At 73.0% G+C, this 14850-nt stretch carries 10 protein-coding genes; 8 read left to right on the top strand and 2 right to left on the bottom strand.

Features of this window, described 5'->3' with window-relative positions; translation table 11 throughout:
- Positions 1–29: 29 nt before the first annotated feature.
- The 7 genes from MRBLMI12_RS09075 (at position 30) to MRBLMI12_RS09045 (ending at position 7016) form a co-directional block, all read left to right on the top strand.
- Positions 30–1115 carry a metal ABC transporter solute-binding protein, Zn/Mn family gene (locus MRBLMI12_RS09075; RefSeq protein WP_363355911.1) on the top strand — a complete coding sequence of 362 codons (1086 nt, stop codon included), beginning with the start codon at positions 30–32 and terminating at the stop codon, positions 1113–1115.
- Positions 1112–1948: a metal ABC transporter ATP-binding protein gene (locus MRBLMI12_RS09070; RefSeq protein WP_363355909.1), complete on the top strand. Its 837-nt coding sequence runs from the start codon at positions 1112–1114 to the stop codon at positions 1946–1948. The genes MRBLMI12_RS09075 and MRBLMI12_RS09070 overlap by 4 nt, the downstream gene beginning before the upstream one ends.
- A gap of 13 nt (positions 1949–1961) precedes the next feature.
- The gene (locus tag MRBLMI12_RS09065; RefSeq protein WP_349425649.1) at positions 1962–2825 is read left to right on the top strand and encodes a metal ABC transporter permease; all 864 of its coding nucleotides are present in this window, start codon (positions 1962–1964) and stop codon (positions 2823–2825) included.
- 144 nt (positions 2826–2969) lie between these two features.
- Positions 2970–3383 (top strand): Fur family transcriptional regulator, encoded by a 414-nt coding sequence (locus MRBLMI12_RS09060; RefSeq protein WP_363355907.1) that lies wholly within the window; start codon positions 2970–2972, stop codon positions 3381–3383.
- Positions 3384–3504: 121 nt separating this feature from the next.
- Positions 3505–4470: a permease gene (locus MRBLMI12_RS09055; protein WP_363357035.1), complete on the top strand. Its 966-nt coding sequence runs from the start codon at positions 3505–3507 to the stop codon at positions 4468–4470.
- Positions 4463–5593, top strand: coding sequence for a TIGR03943 family putative permease subunit (locus MRBLMI12_RS09050; RefSeq protein ID WP_363355904.1), 1131 nt, complete (start codon positions 4463–4465; stop codon positions 5591–5593). The genes MRBLMI12_RS09055 and MRBLMI12_RS09050 overlap by 8 nt, the downstream gene beginning before the upstream one ends.
- A complete protein-coding gene (locus MRBLMI12_RS09045; protein ID WP_363355902.1) occupies positions 5583–7016 on the top strand; it encodes a hypothetical protein in 1434 nt (477 codons plus the stop codon). Before MRBLMI12_RS09050 ends, MRBLMI12_RS09045 begins: the two co-directional genes overlap by 11 nt.
- A gap of 108 nt (positions 7017–7124) precedes the next feature.
- Here the strand turns inward: MRBLMI12_RS09045 and MRBLMI12_RS09040 are convergent, their stop codons facing one another.
- A complete protein-coding gene (locus MRBLMI12_RS09040; RefSeq protein ID WP_363355900.1) occupies positions 7125–8774 on the bottom strand; it encodes an MFS transporter in 1650 nt (549 codons plus the stop codon).
- Between the two features lie 74 nt (positions 8775–8848).
- Here MRBLMI12_RS09040 and MRBLMI12_RS09035 point away from each other — a divergent pair, with 74 nt between their 5' ends.
- Entirely contained in the window at positions 8849–9526 is a 678-nt protein-coding gene (locus tag MRBLMI12_RS09035; protein WP_363355898.1) for a DNA-3-methyladenine glycosylase, read from the top strand.
- On the opposite strand, the gene MRBLMI12_RS09030 is transcribed toward MRBLMI12_RS09035, so the two are convergent.
- A complete protein-coding gene (locus MRBLMI12_RS09030; protein WP_363355896.1) occupies positions 9510–14633 on the bottom strand; it encodes an SCO7613 C-terminal domain-containing membrane protein in 5124 nt (1707 codons plus the stop codon). The genes MRBLMI12_RS09035 and MRBLMI12_RS09030 overlap by 17 nt on opposite strands.
- Between the last annotated feature and the right edge of the window lie 217 nt (positions 14634–14850).

Here is a 14850-nt window from a genome sequence, read left to right as displayed (position 1 = left end):
CGATTCTCATTAGCGTTAGAGTCGCTGACATGACCTCGTTGCGACGCTCCCTGCCTGTGCTCGGCCTGACGGCGGCATCCGCCCTCGTCCTCGCGGGATGCGCGGGCACCGCAGCGGGCGGCGACGACGACGCCGAGGGCCGGCTCTCGGTCGTCGCATCGACCAACGTCTACGGGCAGATCGCCGCCGAGGTCGGCGGCGACCTGGTCGACGTCACCTCGATCGTGACCAACGAGTCGCAGGACCCGCACTCGTTCGAGCCCAGCGCCCGCGACCAGCTCACGGTCTCGAAGGCCGACCTCGTCATCGAGAACGGCGGCGGCTACGACGCCTTCGTCGATGCGCTCATCGAGTCCAGCGGCACGGACGCGCCGGTCGTCACCGCCGTCGAGTACTCGCACGACTGGCCCGACAACCCCGGTCACGCCGACCCGCCCGCCGCGGACGAGACCGGCAGCGACGAGACGGATGCCGCGACCGACGACACCGCGACCGACGACGCCGCGACGGAAGCCGCCGACGATCACGCGACCGAGGACGCCGAGGAGCACACCGACGAGGCCGACGACCACGGTCACGATCACGTCGAGGGCTTCAACGAGCACGTCTGGTACGACCCGCACACCATCGCGCACGTCGCCTCCGCGATCGCCGACGAGCTGGGTCAGCTGAGCCCCGACGACGCCGACACCTTCATCGCGAACGCGGAGGCCTTCGGCGCCGAGGTCGAGGCGCTCGAGGCCTCGCTCGGCGACATCGGCGCCGCGCACGGCGGCGAGAAGGTCTTCGTCACCGAGCCGGTGCCGGTGTACCTCACCGACGCCGCCGGACTCGAGAATTCGACGCCCGAGGCGTTCAGCGAGGCCGTCGAAGAGGGGCAGGATGTCGCGCCCGCGACCCTCCTCGAATCCCTGGCGCTCGTGCGCGACGGCGGAGTGAGCGTCGTGATCACGAACACGCAGACGGGCGGGGCGGAGACGCAGGAGATCGTCGGCGAGGCCGACGGCCTCGGCATCCCGGTGATCGCGTTTTCGGAAACGCTCCCCGAGGGGGAGACTTACATCTCGTGGATGCAGGCGAACATCGAGGCGCTGAACACGGCGCTGCAGGCGTGACACCGGCGTCGGCCCACCCCGATCGGCGGGTGGTGCTGAGCATCCGGGATGCCGCGCTGCAGCGCGGGGACCGCGAGCTCTGGGCCGGCCTCGACCTCGACGTGCGCGCCGGTGAGCTGATCGCCGTGCTCGGACCCAGCGGGTCGGGCAAGACGACGCTGCTGCGGGCGATCCTCGGGCTCGAGCCGCTGTCCCGCGGCGAGATCACCGTCGAGGGCGCGCCGGTCGAGGGTCACGGCAGCCGCCGCATCGGCTACATCCCGCAGGCCAGGCCGCTGCCGCGCGACACGTCGCTGCGCGGCCGCGACCTCGTGGCCCTCGGTGTCGACGGCCACCGCTTCGGGCTGCCGATCCCGCGCCGCGGCGATCGCGCCCGCATCGACGCTCTCATCGACGCCGTCGGGGCGCGCGAGTTCGCCGACCGGCCGGTCGGACAGCTCTCGGGCGGCGAGCAGCAGCGCCTGCGCGCCGGCCAGGCGCTCGCCGACGACCCGCCGCTGCTGCTGTGCGACGAGCCGCTCACGAGCCTCGACCTCGCGAACCAGCAGGCCGTCATCGGTCTCATCGACCGGCATCGCCGGGACAAGGATGCCGCGGTCGTGCTCGTGACGCACGACATCAACCCGCTCCTGGGCAAGGTCGACCGCATCCTGTACATCGCGAACGGCCGCTTCACGCTGGGGACTCCGCAGGAGGTGCTGCGCTCCGACGTGCTCACCGCGCTCTACGGCGCGCACGTCTTCGTGCTGCGCGCCGGCGACCGGCTGGTGGTGGTCGGCGCCCCCGACGCCGAGGCCTCGCACCACCACCACGAGGGCCCGGTGCACGAATGAGCGGAGGCGCCGCGTGAACTGGAACGACATCGCGGATGCGATGTTCGGCGGCCTGCCGTACTACGGCGAGATCCTCGCCCTGGTGGCGAACTCCGTGTGGGCGGGCGCCGTGCTGGGGCTCGTCGGCGGGCTGATCGGCGTGTTCGTCATCCAGCGCGACATGGCGTTCGCCGTCCACGGCATCAGCGAGCTGTCGTTCGCCGGCGCTGCGGCCGCGCTCCTCATCGGCTGGGACGTCGTGACGGGCTCGATCATCGGGTCTCTCATCGCGGCCGCGATCATCGGCGTGCTGGGTGCGAAGGCCCGCGACCGCAACTCGATCATCGGCGTGCTGATGCCGTTCGGTCTGGGTCTCGGCATCCTGTTCCTCTCGCTCTACGACGGGCGAAGCGCCAACCGGTTCAGCCTGCTCACCGGCCAGATCGTGTCGGTGCAGACCGGGCAGCTCGGCTGGCTGATCGGCATCGGCGCCGTCGTGCTGGTGGGAGTGCTGCTCATCTGGCGTCCGCTGCGGTTCGACTCGCTCGATCCGCAGTCGGCGGCGGCGCGCGGTGTGCCGACCACGGCGGTCTCGCTCGCCTTCATGCTGCTGCTCGGGCTCATCGTGGCCGTCGCCGTGCACATCATCGGCGCACTGCTGGTGATGGCCCTGCTGGTCACCCCCGCCGCGGCGGCCGTGCGGATCGCATCGGGCCCGCTGTCGGTGCCCCTGCTGTCGGCGCTGTTCGGCTTCGTGTCGGCGGTGGGCGGCATCCTGCTCGCGATCATGGGGACGCTCCCGGTGAGCCCGTACATCACCACCATCTCGTTCGCGATCTACGTGGTGTGCCGGGTGATCGGCGCTCGCCGCGACCGCGTCACGAGGGTCGCCACGTGATCGCCACGACCGGCCCGGCAGTTCCGCTGTCACGATCTGTGACCGCGGCCCATAGATTGCGACAGGTGAGCGAGCGGGCCCCGCGGCGGCGGCCTGCGGGAGGCGCCCGGCCGACGTCCAGGACCCGTCGGTAGACTCGCCGCCATGGTCCAGCGCAACACCTGGCAGCGCGAACGCGTGCGCGAAGCGCTCTCGGACGCCCGTGGCTTCGTGAGCGCGCAGTCGCTGCACGCCACGCTCCGCGACGAGAACACCGGCATCGGGCTGGCGACCGTGTACCGCACGCTCGCCGGGCTCGCCGCCCAGGGCGACGCCGACTCGCTGCAGAGCCCCGAGGGCGAGGCGCTCTACCGCGCGTGCACGAGCACCGGCCACCACCACCATCTGATCTGCCGCTCCTGCGGGCTGACCGTCGAGATCGAGGCGACCGACGTCGAGCAGTGGGCCAAGCGCACGGCCGAGCGCCATGGATTCCGCGACGCCGAGCACGTCGTCGACATCTTCGGACTCTGCGCGAGCTGCGCCGCGGCCCGGGACGCCGAGCGTGACGCGAACTGACCCCGCGCTTCGACGAGCTCAGGGATCGGCCGCGCGGGGATCGGCAGCCGAGCTCGGTGACGGGCGCCGCCGCCCCTCCCCGGGTTCAGTCCCCGGGCCGTCGTCACAGGCACGCGCGGCGCTGTGGCTGGGCGTGGGGCTCGCCCTCGTCGCAGGCCTCTTCCTCGTCGACTGGCTCGCGCCCGCGCTGTTCCCGGCATCCCTCCCGACCCGTGCGCAGGACGGGCTCACCCTCGCCATCAGTGTGCTCATCGAGTCGCTGCCCTTCGTGGCGCTGGGCGTGGTGCTGTCGATCGTCGTGCAGGTGTGGGTTCCCCCGGGGGTCATCGAGCGATGGATGCCGCGCCGCGCGTGGGCGCGCCGCGCGGTGCTGTCGCTGCTGGGCATGATCGTGCCGGTGTGCGAATGCGGCAACGTGCCGTTCGCGCGCGGCCTGCTCATGCGCGGGTTCTCGGTGCCCGAGACGCTGACGTTCCTGATCGCGGCGCCGATCGTGAATCCCATCGTGATCCTGACGACGCACCAGGCGTTCGGGTTCAGCGACGGCATCCTCGTCGCGCGCATCCTCGGCGGATACGCGATCGCGAACCTGATCGGATGGCTGTACTCGCGGCATCCGTCTCCCGACGCCCTCCTCACCGACCGCTTCCGCGACACGTGCGAGCTCGTGATCCACGAGCCCGGCGGCAAGTGGCGGCGCACGCTCGCGCAGTTCGTGGTCGAGCTGCGCGCGGTCATGCCTGCGCTCATCATCGGCTCGGCGCTCGCCGGGGCGGTGCAGGTGCTCATCCCGCGCGACGCGCTGCTCGCGATCGGCTCGAACCCGGCGCTCTCGATCGTCGCGATGATGGCCCTCGCGATGGTGGTCTCGATCTGCTCGAACGTCGACGCATTCTTCGCGCTGTCGTTCGCCTCGACGTTCACCCCCGGGTCGATCGTCGCGTTCCTGCTGGTCGGGCCGCTCGTCGACGTCAAGATGCTGGCCCTCATGCGCACGACCTTCACGTGGCGCACCCTCGGCGGCATCGTCGTCGTGGTGGTGCTGTCGGCGTTCGCGATCGGGACGGCGGTGAACCTCCTTGCGTAACGCCGGATTCGTCGGCACGCGGTGGCTCGGGGTCGGGCTGGCCGCAGCCCTCGCCGTGGTCACCATCTCGCTCGCGGTCACCGATCGGCTCGCGCTGTACATCAACCCCGACTCGACCTGGTTCGCCGTCTCGATGGCCGTGCTCGTGCTCGTCGGCGCCGTGGCGTCGTTCGCGCTGCCCCTGGGAGCCGAGGCCGACCATGGCCACGACCACGGCGACGGTTCTGCGGAGGCTCGAGACGTTTCGACTCGCTTCGCTCGCTCAACGACCGGGGCTGGGACTGGGGCTGGGGCGGAGGGCGGGGGCGTTTCGACTCGCTTCGCTCGCTCAACGACCGGGGCTGAAGGCGGGGCCGGGGGCGTTTCGTCTCGCTCCGCGCGCTCGACCGGAAGTCCGGTCGTTGAGCGAGCGAGGAACGAGCGAGACGAAACGCTCGAGCCGACGCACCACCACGACCCAGGGGCCGAGGGCGAGGGCGTTTCCTCTCGCTCCGCGCGCTCGACCGGAAGTCCGGTCGTTGAGCGAGCGAGGAACGAGCGAGACGAAACGCCCGAGCCGACGCCCGACCCCGGCGAGGCGCACCACGACACTGCGCACGACCAACACACGCACCGCAGCCATCCGCTCGGTGTCGCGGCCACCGTGCTGGGCGGGGTGGCCGCCTCGGGGGTGGTCGTGCTGACGCTGGTGCTGCCGCCCGCGTCGCTGTCGGCCGAGCTCGCGATGTCGCGCGACGTGGGGGCGACGCCGTTGTTCGGCGGCGCCGACACCGTGCAGCTCGCCTCCACCGGCGACACCGCGTCGTTCGGGGTCGGCGACTGGGCGACCGTGTTCGCGACCGCGACCAATCCGGACGCCTTCGACGGCGACACGGTCGAGCTCACCGGTTTCGTCACTCCGGGCGACGACGGCGCCTTCGACCTGACGCGCCTGATCATCACGCACTGCGTCATCGACGCGCAGCCCGCGAGCCTGCCGATCGTGGGCGCCGCGCCGTCGCCCGACACCGGGCAGTGGGTGACCATCACCGGCACGGTCCGCTCCTCGTCGGACGGGCGTCTCGTGGTCGACGCGGCCGACGTCGCGGAGATCGCCGAGCCCGAGGACCCGTATGAGTACTGACGCCTCCCCGCGGCGCACGCGCTCCCGGCGTCGTCGAGGCCGCGCCTTCGTCGTGACGTTCGGCGTCGTCGTCGGCCTGCTCGCGATGCTCGGCCTGGCCGGTGCCGCCGCCAGCGTCGCGCAGGGGCCGCGGGTCACCGATGCGTACGTGGATCCCGCGGCCGCGGCTGCGGCATCCGGGTCCCGTCTCATCGTGACGACCACCCAATCGCTCGCCGAGATCGACCCGTCGCAGGTGACGATCACGCCGGCGACGCCGTTCGCCGTCGACACGTCGGGCCGGAGCGTCGGCGTCAGGTTCACCCTGCCGCTGTGGGACGACACGGAGTACACCGTCACCATCGACGGCATCGCCTCGCTCGGGGGCGGACCGACCGCGACGATCGCCGAGAGCTTCCGCACACCGCCGGCCGAGGTGTTCCTGCTGCAGCGCGGCACGAACGACGGCGACCTGATCTATCGCACCGACCTGACCGGCCAGAACGCCGTGCCGGTGTTCCGGCATCCGCACATCGAGGACTTCCGCGCCACCGGCGCGCATCTCGTGGTGTCGGTGCGCACTGACGACGACGAGGCCGGGCTCATCGTGACCGACCTCGACGGCGAGCACGCGCGCGAACTGTCCCTGCCGGTGGAAGACGGCGGGGACGGCTACGTGTCGAACCTGCAGAGTGCCGACCGTGGTGAGCGCATCGGCTACACCTTCTCGGACGCCCATCTCGACGCCGATTCCGGCCGCGAGAGCCGCCTGTTCACCGCCTCGCTCGGAGACCCCGACGCGGACCCCGTGGCGATCGAGGTCGAGGGCGCCGATCCCCGCGTGGCGGAATGGCGCTTCGTGCCCGACACCGACAGCATCCTGCTGCTGTCGTTCGACGGCTCACTGCTGCTGACGGGATCGGATGCCGCCGCCGGCGCCCCGACCGCATTGGGCGCGGCGATCGCCATCGACGGCATCGCGCGCGGGTCGAGCGAGGCCGTCGTCGACCGGGTCGACCAGTCCGCGGTCATCGACCTCACCGACGCGAGCGAGCAGCCGCTGGTGACCCCGGACGCCGACCTCGGCGGAACGAGCTCGGTGACGCCGCTTCCCGACGGCTCGACGATCCGGACGGCGGCGGTGCTCGACGGCGACGCGATGCCGACCGGGCGCACGTCCGTCGCCCGCGTCGCTGCGGACGGTGCGACGACCATGCTCACCGAGATCGGCGAGACGGATGCTGTGATCCAGGTCTGCGTGTCGCCCAGCGCGCGCTACGTCGCGCTGCTGGTGGCGCCGGATGCCGTCTCGAACGCCTACGACACCTACCAGCTGCCGCTCCCCACGCGACCCGAGACGCGGATCCTCCAGGTCGCCGATGGCGAGCCCGTCGTCGCCCTCAACGGCGCGGCGATCTCGTGGTGCCAGGTGCCGCCCCGCTGAGGCCCTTGCTGAACCCCGCTGACTGCGTTCACTTGCGCTGAATGTACGGCGAATGTGCGTCAGCGCGTACATTCAGCGCAAGTGAACCGATTCAGCAAGCGTGGGGCGTCAGGACGGGGTCCCCTGGGGATCGCCACCGGCGGCGGGCGCCGCAGCCTTCGGTGCGGCGGGCACGGGGATCCTCGACGGCAGGCCGGTCGACAGCAGGAGCCCGAGCACCGTCAGCGCGAAGACGAAGAACAGCGACTGGCGGAGCGACTCGACCTGCGTGTCGGCGTAGAGGCGGGCGACCTCGGCCGCGGCGTCAGGGTCGGCACCGGCATCCGTCAAGAGATCCTCGGCCTGCTGCTCGGAGATGATGGGCGCGCCCTTCGATGCGCTCGCCACGACCTGTTCGCGCACGTCGTCGGGAAGCGTCGTGCTCTGCTGCACCGCAGCGGTGAACCCCGAGGTGAGCAGCAGGATGAACACGGATCCGACGATCGCCGTGCCGAACGACGATCCGAGGTTCTGGAACGTGCCCTGCAGGCCGCCGACCTCTGAGGTGTCGGACTGCTCCACCGCCGACATGTTGACGTTGCCCAGCTGAGAGGCGAGCAGGCCGAAGCCGGCGCCGACCACGAACATGCCCGTGGCGAACAGCCAGTCCGCGAGCTCCGGCTGCACCGCGACGAACACCAGCAGCACCCCGAAGCCGAGGGTGAGCTGTCCGATGCGGCCGAGGTTCCGGGCCGAACGGACCGTCGAAAGCCGCGAGCCGAGCACCGAGAAGAGGATGAGCCCGAGCGACAGCGGCAGGATCTTCAACCCCGTCTGCAGGGCGTCGAAGCCGAGAATCGTCTGCAGGTACACCGGGATGACGAAGAAGAGCGCGGCGATCGCGAAGTACTGTGCCATGAACATCGTGAGGCCGCTGCGCAGCGCCGGGTTGCGCAGCAGGCTGACCTTGAGGAGCGGCACCCGGCCGGTGCGCTCGAGCTGCTGCTGGCGTTTCACGAACAGCCACAGCACGACGATCGACAGCAGGATCATGTAGGCGACGGGCGAGATGCCGAGCGGGGCGAACGGCTCGCCGTTGATCACGGGAGGGTCCAGCGGCTCGAACCAGCCCCACGTCTTGCTCTGCAGGATGCCGTAAACGAGGAGCGCGAGGCCCAGGGCCGACAGCACGACGCTCAGCAGGTCGATGCGCAGCGTGCGGTCGCCGGGCACGTCCTTGATGCGCCCCGACACGATCAGCACGAGCGTCATCACGATCGCCTCCGCGACGAAGACGTAGCGCCACGACGAGTACGTGGTCACGAGTCCGCCGATGAGGGGTCCTGCCGCCGCGGCGCCGCCGGTGACGGCACCGAGCACGGCGAACGCGACGACCCGCGCGCGGCCCTCGTAGTTGATCGCCGCGAGGGCGGCGATGGCGGGGATCACGAGCACCGCGCCGAGACCCTCGACGAGCGACCACCCGATCATGAGGACGGTGAGGTTGGGGCTCAGTGCCGTCGTCAGCGAGCCGATGCCGTAGATGACGGAGCCGACCCGGAACGCAAGGCTGCGCCCCCAGCGGTCGCCGAGCTTGCCGCCGGTGAGCATGAACGCCGCCATCGTGAGCGCGTAGAACGTGATGGCCGCCTGCATGCCCGAGATGTCGGTGCCGAGGTCGGCGGCGACGGTCGAGATCGAGACGTTCATCACCGTGCTGTCGAGCACCATGATGAACTGCGAGACGCTCAACAGGATGAGTGCGAACCAGTTCCCCATGCGCGAACAGTATCGCTCGCAGCAACTCCCCCGGCGCCGCCGGCGCCCCGACGCGCGGACGTAGACTCGGCGGCATGGTGCGGGAGCTCTGGAAAGCGGCGACCCGCGCCGCCCTGCAGGGCCTTCCCGCCGACGTCGCGCCGAGCCTGCTCGGTGCCCGGCTCACGACCGTGGTCGAGGGCGAGACCGTGGTGCTGCGGCTCACCGAGGTCGAGGCGTACCACGGCCGCGGCACCGGCACGGTGCCCGACCCCGGATCGCACGCACGCATGGGGCCGACGCCGCGCAACGCCACGATGTGGGGCGAACCCGGGCACCTGTACGTCTACCTCAGTCACGGCATCCACTCCTGCGTCAATGTGGTGTGCGGACCCGAGGGCGTCGCCGGCGGAGTGCTGCTGCGCGCGGGTCAGGTGATGGAGGGGACGGATGCCGCCGCCCGCCGTCGTCCGGCGGCCCGCACGCCGCGCGATCTCGCGCGCGGACCCGGCCGGCTGGGCGATGCCGTGGGGCTCCGGCATCCCGTGCACGACGGCATCGACGCGATCACCGGAGCGCCCCACCACGGCGCGGTCGCCCGTCTCGAGCTGCTCGCGGAGCCGCTGGCGGAGGTGGCTTCGGGCCCGCGCGTGGGCGTGGCCGGGGTCGCCGGCACCGCCGAGTTCCCGTGGCGGTACTGGATCCCGGGCGACCCGACCGTGTCGCCGTTCCGGTGGGGGCGCGGCGCCCGCGAGGTCAGCGAAGCGATGTGACGGCCGTGATGGCCGCCCGCAGCTGCTGCACGCGACGTTCGTAGCGCGCCGCGATGAAGATCAGCACGGCGCCTCCGATCCCGAGCCACAGCCACCACGGCACTGCGACGTACGACGTCGAGATCCACGGCCACAGCTGGGCGATCCCGTGCACGAGCACCACGGCCGACCCCAGCACGAGCGGCGCCTGCAGCGCGAAGACCGCGCCGACGACCACCAGGCCGACGGCCACGACGCCGAGCGCGACGATGCGCCACAGCTCGGCCTCGCCGAAGAAGTCGTAGAGCAGCGACGGCAGCAGCAGCAGTGCGAGCCCGGGACCGAGCGCGGGCCAGGTGCGCGACTCCGGCCGGCGCCGCAGCGTGCGAGCACCGTAGGCGATGCCGCCGAGCGCCGCCGGCACCGTCACGAGCTCCACCGGGTCGACCCCGAAGGCGAAGAACGCCAGCAGGCCGAAGACGGCGGCGGTCAGGGCCGCGATGACGGCGGGCGCAGCGCCCAGGCGGCCCCGCCACACGGCTCCGACGTACGCCGCCGCTGTCAGGATCGTCATGGTAGTCGCCGTCCGCACCTCGTCCAGGCCGGTGCCGGTCGCGAGCAGGGTCAGCTCGGCAGCTCCCACGAGCACCGTGGCGATGGCGAGGCCGGTGCCGACGGTGATGTCCACACGTCGCGAGGTCGTGGCGCGCATCGCGGCCATCGCGACCGCCACCGCGATCCCGGCCGCCGCGACCACCCACAGGTCCGCTTCGAACCCGGGGTCCCCGGCGACGGCGAAGAACCGGACGCCGCAGCCGACGGCCGACACGACGAGCCCGCCGACGGCGAGCACGGCGCCCAGGGCCGCCCACCGCCGGAGCCCGAGGACCGAGGCCCCCGCCACGGCGGCCGCGCCCGCGATCGCCACGGTCACCGCGACCGCCGCCGGATCGTCGCCGGTGCGCAGCAGGGTGGTCGCGGCGAGCAGGACGACGCCGGCGGCGGCGAGCCCGGCCGCAAGACGCGCCTCGGCGAAGGTCACGGCGGTGGCGGTGAGGCTCACCGCGACGGCCACGGCGCCCACGGCAGCCGTGGCCGCCGCCGCGTCGCCGAACTCGAACCACGGGTCGACGAGCACGCGCACGCCCATCGCGAGCGCCGCGCCGGCGAGGATCAGCGCCGACGGCACCCGCACGCGCCACGCGTCGGGGATCGGGGTCAGCGAGAGTGCGACCGCGGCGATCAGCGCGATGCCGATGAGCAGCCAGACGCGCGCCGGCTCCGCCGCCACGAGGAGGCTCGGCACGGTGGCGATCACCAGCGCCGCGCACCACACGTACTGCTCGCCCGCCGGCCAGGTCGACCCGGCGCGGCGGCGGCGCCGCACCGCCAGGACGGCTCCGAGCCCGCAGGCCGCGGCGACCGGCAGCGTGGCGAACTCGATCTCTCGGGTGCCGCCGGCGAGCACCGACACCGCGGCGAGGGCGATGGCGCCCGCCAGCGCGGTCCATCTGGTCGCACGGGCGAACGGCGCGCGCCCGATCGCGGCGGAGGCGAGGTGCGCGGCGAGGAGCACGGCGAGCGCGCCGGCGACGACGGCGCCGTGGCCGGCGGAGCCGAGCACCATGAGCGAGGCCACGCCGAGCGCGATCGGGGGCAGCGCGACCGCGTACCCGTGTGACGACGTCCGCTCCGGCCGTGCTCCCGCGAGGCCCACGCCGGAGGCGTAGGCGACGGCGACGAGAAGCGCGAGCCACGCCGTCTGCCACGGCCAGGCGTCCGGCGTCCACTCGATCGCGCGATCGACCGCGACGAGCCCCAGCGCGAGGAGGGCGACCGCCGAGGCGACGACCGACGGCGGACGGATGCCGCGCACCGGCGGCGACGCGAGCAGCAGGCACATCGCCGCCGAGACGAGCGCGACGACGGTACCGAACAGCGGCTCGTCCGCCGTCGACGACAGCCCGGCAATGCTCACCGCGCCCCAGGTCGTCGCCGCGGGCCAGACGAGGCCGACCGTCAGAGCGACGCCGACGGCGACGCTCGCCTCGGCGCGGCGGCGCAGGCGCACGAGGACCACGGCGAAGCCGGCCAGCACGACGGTCACCGGGATCGCGTACGCCTCGAGCGTGAACACGGCGTCGGGGGTGCCGGCGCCGAGAAGCGTCCACCACGCCGCGCACGCCGCGACGGCCGCCGGCCAGGCGAGAACGCGCCGCAGCGCGGCGCCGACCGGGACGCCGGGGCGTCGCGTGGCGAACAGGTCGTCCGCAGGGTCGCTCGCGGCCGGTGCGGCCCAGCCTCGGGTGACGGATGCCGCGCCGCACGCGAGGGCGACCAGTGCGAGCAGCGCCCACACGAGGTCGGGGGCGATGCCCCAGACGATGCAGAGCCCCGTCAGCAGCGCGCCGAGATCTGCGGCGGTGCGCGCGCGGAGGGGGACGAGGGTCGGCGCGACCGGCGTGGCAGGGTCCGGGGTGCGGGGCACTCCCGACGCCGGGGCCGCCGTAGCCGCAGGGACCACCGGAGCCGCAGGGACCGTCGGTGCTCCGGTTGGTGCGAACAGCGCGATCGCGGCGGTGGCGATGGTCACGAGCACCGGCCCCGCGGCCAGTACGAGCGTCGCCCAGCCCTCGTCGCTTGCGCCGGCCATGTCGAGCGCGGAGTGTCCGAGTGACGCGATCGCCGGGGCGATGAGCAGCGCGGCGGCCGCCACCGCGGGTCCGCGCAGCCGCGTGCGACCGACGGCGATGAGCGCCAGGAGCGCGAGCAGGGCGACACCCCGCACCAGCCCGAGCAGCGGTTCGCCGACGGCGGCGACGGTGGCCGCGGTCGCGGCATCCGTCGCCACGTCGTCGGCGGCCGCGACCAGCGTCCACACCAGCGTCAGCGTCGTGAGCGCGTATCCGGATACGGCGAGGCCGACGCGGCTCGCCGTGTCGATGCGCAGGAAGGCGGCCGCGGCGAGCGTCGCCAGTGCGACCCACTGCAGCAGCGCGAGGGCGACCGCAGGTCCCGAGCCGGTGAGCCCAGTGGCGGCGCCGAGGGCGGCGGGCGCGATGATCGCGGCCACGACGCCGACCCCGACCGGTGCCAGCGCGAGCAGGACCGCGAGCGGGCTGGCTGCGCGGCGGACCGCGCGCAGCACGATGGGGTAGCCGGTTGCCAGGGCCACGCCGATCAGCCAGAGCCAGGGGGTCGCGGTGCCTGCGGCGAACGCGGTGATCACCGCGATCGTGCCCGCGATGCTCGAGCCCCCGAGCGATAGAGCCCGGGGGACGGATGCCCGACGGCCGGCGGTGTCGGTCTGCGTGCCATCGTTCGTCCCCGCGTCCGGCGCGCCGTCGACCGAGGCGGAATCGCGAGCCTCTCTCGCGGCGTACGCCGAGGCGCGGGCGGCGCCGACGAGGCTCGCCACGGCCACGAGCAGGGCCGTGCCGACCAGTACTGCCGGGATGGCGGTCCGCGCGGCCGCCGACAGCAGCAGTACGGCGACGACGACGGCGCGCAGGTCGCTCAGCACCGGCCGGCGCAGCGTGGGCGCGGCGAACAGGAGTCCCGCCATCGCGACGGCCGCCGCCACCGCGATCACGGGCGCCTCGGCGGCAGAAGCCGGGAGGGTGAAGGCGTCCGTGTGCCACAGGGTCCATCCCGATGCGACCGCCGACTGCGCCTGCAGCAGCCAGACGACGAGCGTCCCCGCGATCGACCCGCCGCCGATGATCGCGGCGGTGAGGGTCGGAGGAACCAGCGCACCCGATGCGCGTCGCGCGCGGGCGACGTCCAGCGCGACGGCGATCATCACGGCCAGGACCGGGCCGACGAACAGCGTGAACACGACGTCGTCGAGGCGCAGTGCGAGCTGCCAGCCCGCCAGTCCCGCCGCCGCTGCGGCCACGCTCGAGGCGATGCCGGCGATCACGATCGCTCCGGGGAGCGGTTCGACGCCGGCGCGGGGATGCGCGGCCCACGCGTGCGCTGCCCCCAGCGCCGTCACGAGCGCGCTGGACCACACGACCACTGGGGCCGCGTCACCCGTCGCCACCGCGGCGGTCACGGCGGCGCCGATCAGCGAGCCGATCCCCGCCAGCGCGAGGATGAGGCGCTCGGGCGCACCGGCCGCACCGCTCCTCGCCGCCGACCACGGCGCGGGCAGCGCGTGGGCGAGCCCCCCGACGGCAGCGCCGAGGAATCCCGCTGTCACGGCCTCCCCGGCCGGGAGGTCGACGACACCGCCCACGAGGAAGGCGACGCCGGCCGGCAGTGCGAGGGATGCGGCGAGATCGGGACCGCGCAGGCCCGAGATCCTCGCCCACAGCCGGCACACGACGGCGACGACGAGCGCCGCGACTCCTGCGTAGACGGCGGCGTCCGTGGAGCCGGCGCCGAACAGGTCATTGGCCCGCACCGCCCAGGCATCCAGCGCGAGCAGGCCGACACCGAGCACACCGATCGCCTCGGCGGTGGCACCGAGGTCGCGCCGCCGCAGCCACGAGGCGAGCACGACCGTCGCGAGCGTGATGCCGCCGATGATGAGCGCCCGCATCTCGATCCCCGCGACGAACCACGCCAGCAGCAGGAAGAACACCGCGGCCACACCCACGAGCGAGACGCCCACGATCAGCAGCAGCACCGGCACCGTGAGCCGGCGCCGGGGAGCGGATGCCGTCGGCCCGAGTGGCGCGGCGGGATCCGTTCCCGCACCGGCGAGGAGCGTCGCATCGGAGTCCGCCCCCGTCTGCGCGAGGACGGCGTCGGGCGCAACGACCTGGTCGGCGGCCGAGGGTGCGATGACGGGAGGGCTCGTGGCCGGATCGAGGACCGTGCGTGCCGCGACGAGCTGCGGGGCTGCGGCAGCAGTCATCTCCGCGTGCGCCGCCGCGAGCGACGCGCGCGACGGCGAGGCGAGACGGATCTCGTCCATCAGCTGCTGGCGGGCGAGCTCGACCGACACGATCTCTCGGCCGAGCTGCAGCACCCGCACGGCGCGCGGATCGGTCAGCTCGAAGCCGCACGCCGGGCAGGTGGCCGCCGAGATGGCGGCGAAGCACGACGGACAGCGATGCGCGTCTGCGAGGTCGAACGGCGACGCCGGCCACAGCCGGGTCTCGCCAAGCGGCTCGGTCATCTGCGTCGTCCTCTCCCACGCCGGAATGACGAACATGCTCCACCAGCGGAAATCACGCGCGGCAGAGTTTGTAGACAACCGCAGGGGCCGCCGTCGTGCAGAAGGCTATCGTTGGACGACCTGTCAGGATGGATTCCGGCACCGGAATACGTCGATCTGCGGCCGCACGCCGCTCGCCGAGAGTGCCACGAATGGCGGAGATCGCTCGCGTCAAGCC

The organism is Microbacterium sp. LMI12-1-1.1, assembly GCF_040676455.1.
In the GTDB taxonomy this organism is placed as follows: Bacteria; Actinomycetota; Actinomycetes; order Actinomycetales; family Microbacteriaceae; genus Microbacterium.
This window is presented reverse-complemented; position numbering and strand designations above follow the sequence as displayed.

Coding starts and splice junctions, on each gene's coding strand:
- MRBLMI12_RS09075 (WP_363355911.1), top strand. CDS start 30: ATGACCTCGTTGCGACGCTCCCTGCCTGTGCTCGGCCTGACGGCGGCA.
- MRBLMI12_RS09060 (WP_363355907.1), top strand. CDS start 2,970: ATGGTCCAGCGCAACACCTGGCAGCGCGAACGCGTGCGCGAAGCGCTC.
- MRBLMI12_RS09045 (WP_363355902.1), top strand. CDS start 5,583: ATGAGTACTGACGCCTCCCCGCGGCGCACGCGCTCCCGGCGTCGTCGA.
- MRBLMI12_RS09040 (WP_363355900.1), bottom strand. CDS start 8,774: ATGGGGAACTGGTTCGCACTCATCCTGTTGAGCGTCTCGCAGTTCATC.
- MRBLMI12_RS09035 (WP_363355898.1), top strand. CDS start 8,849: ATGGTGCGGGAGCTCTGGAAAGCGGCGACCCGCGCCGCCCTGCAGGGC.
- MRBLMI12_RS09030 (WP_363355896.1), bottom strand. CDS start 14,633: ATGACCGAGCCGCTTGGCGAGACCCGGCTGTGGCCGGCGTCGCCGTTC.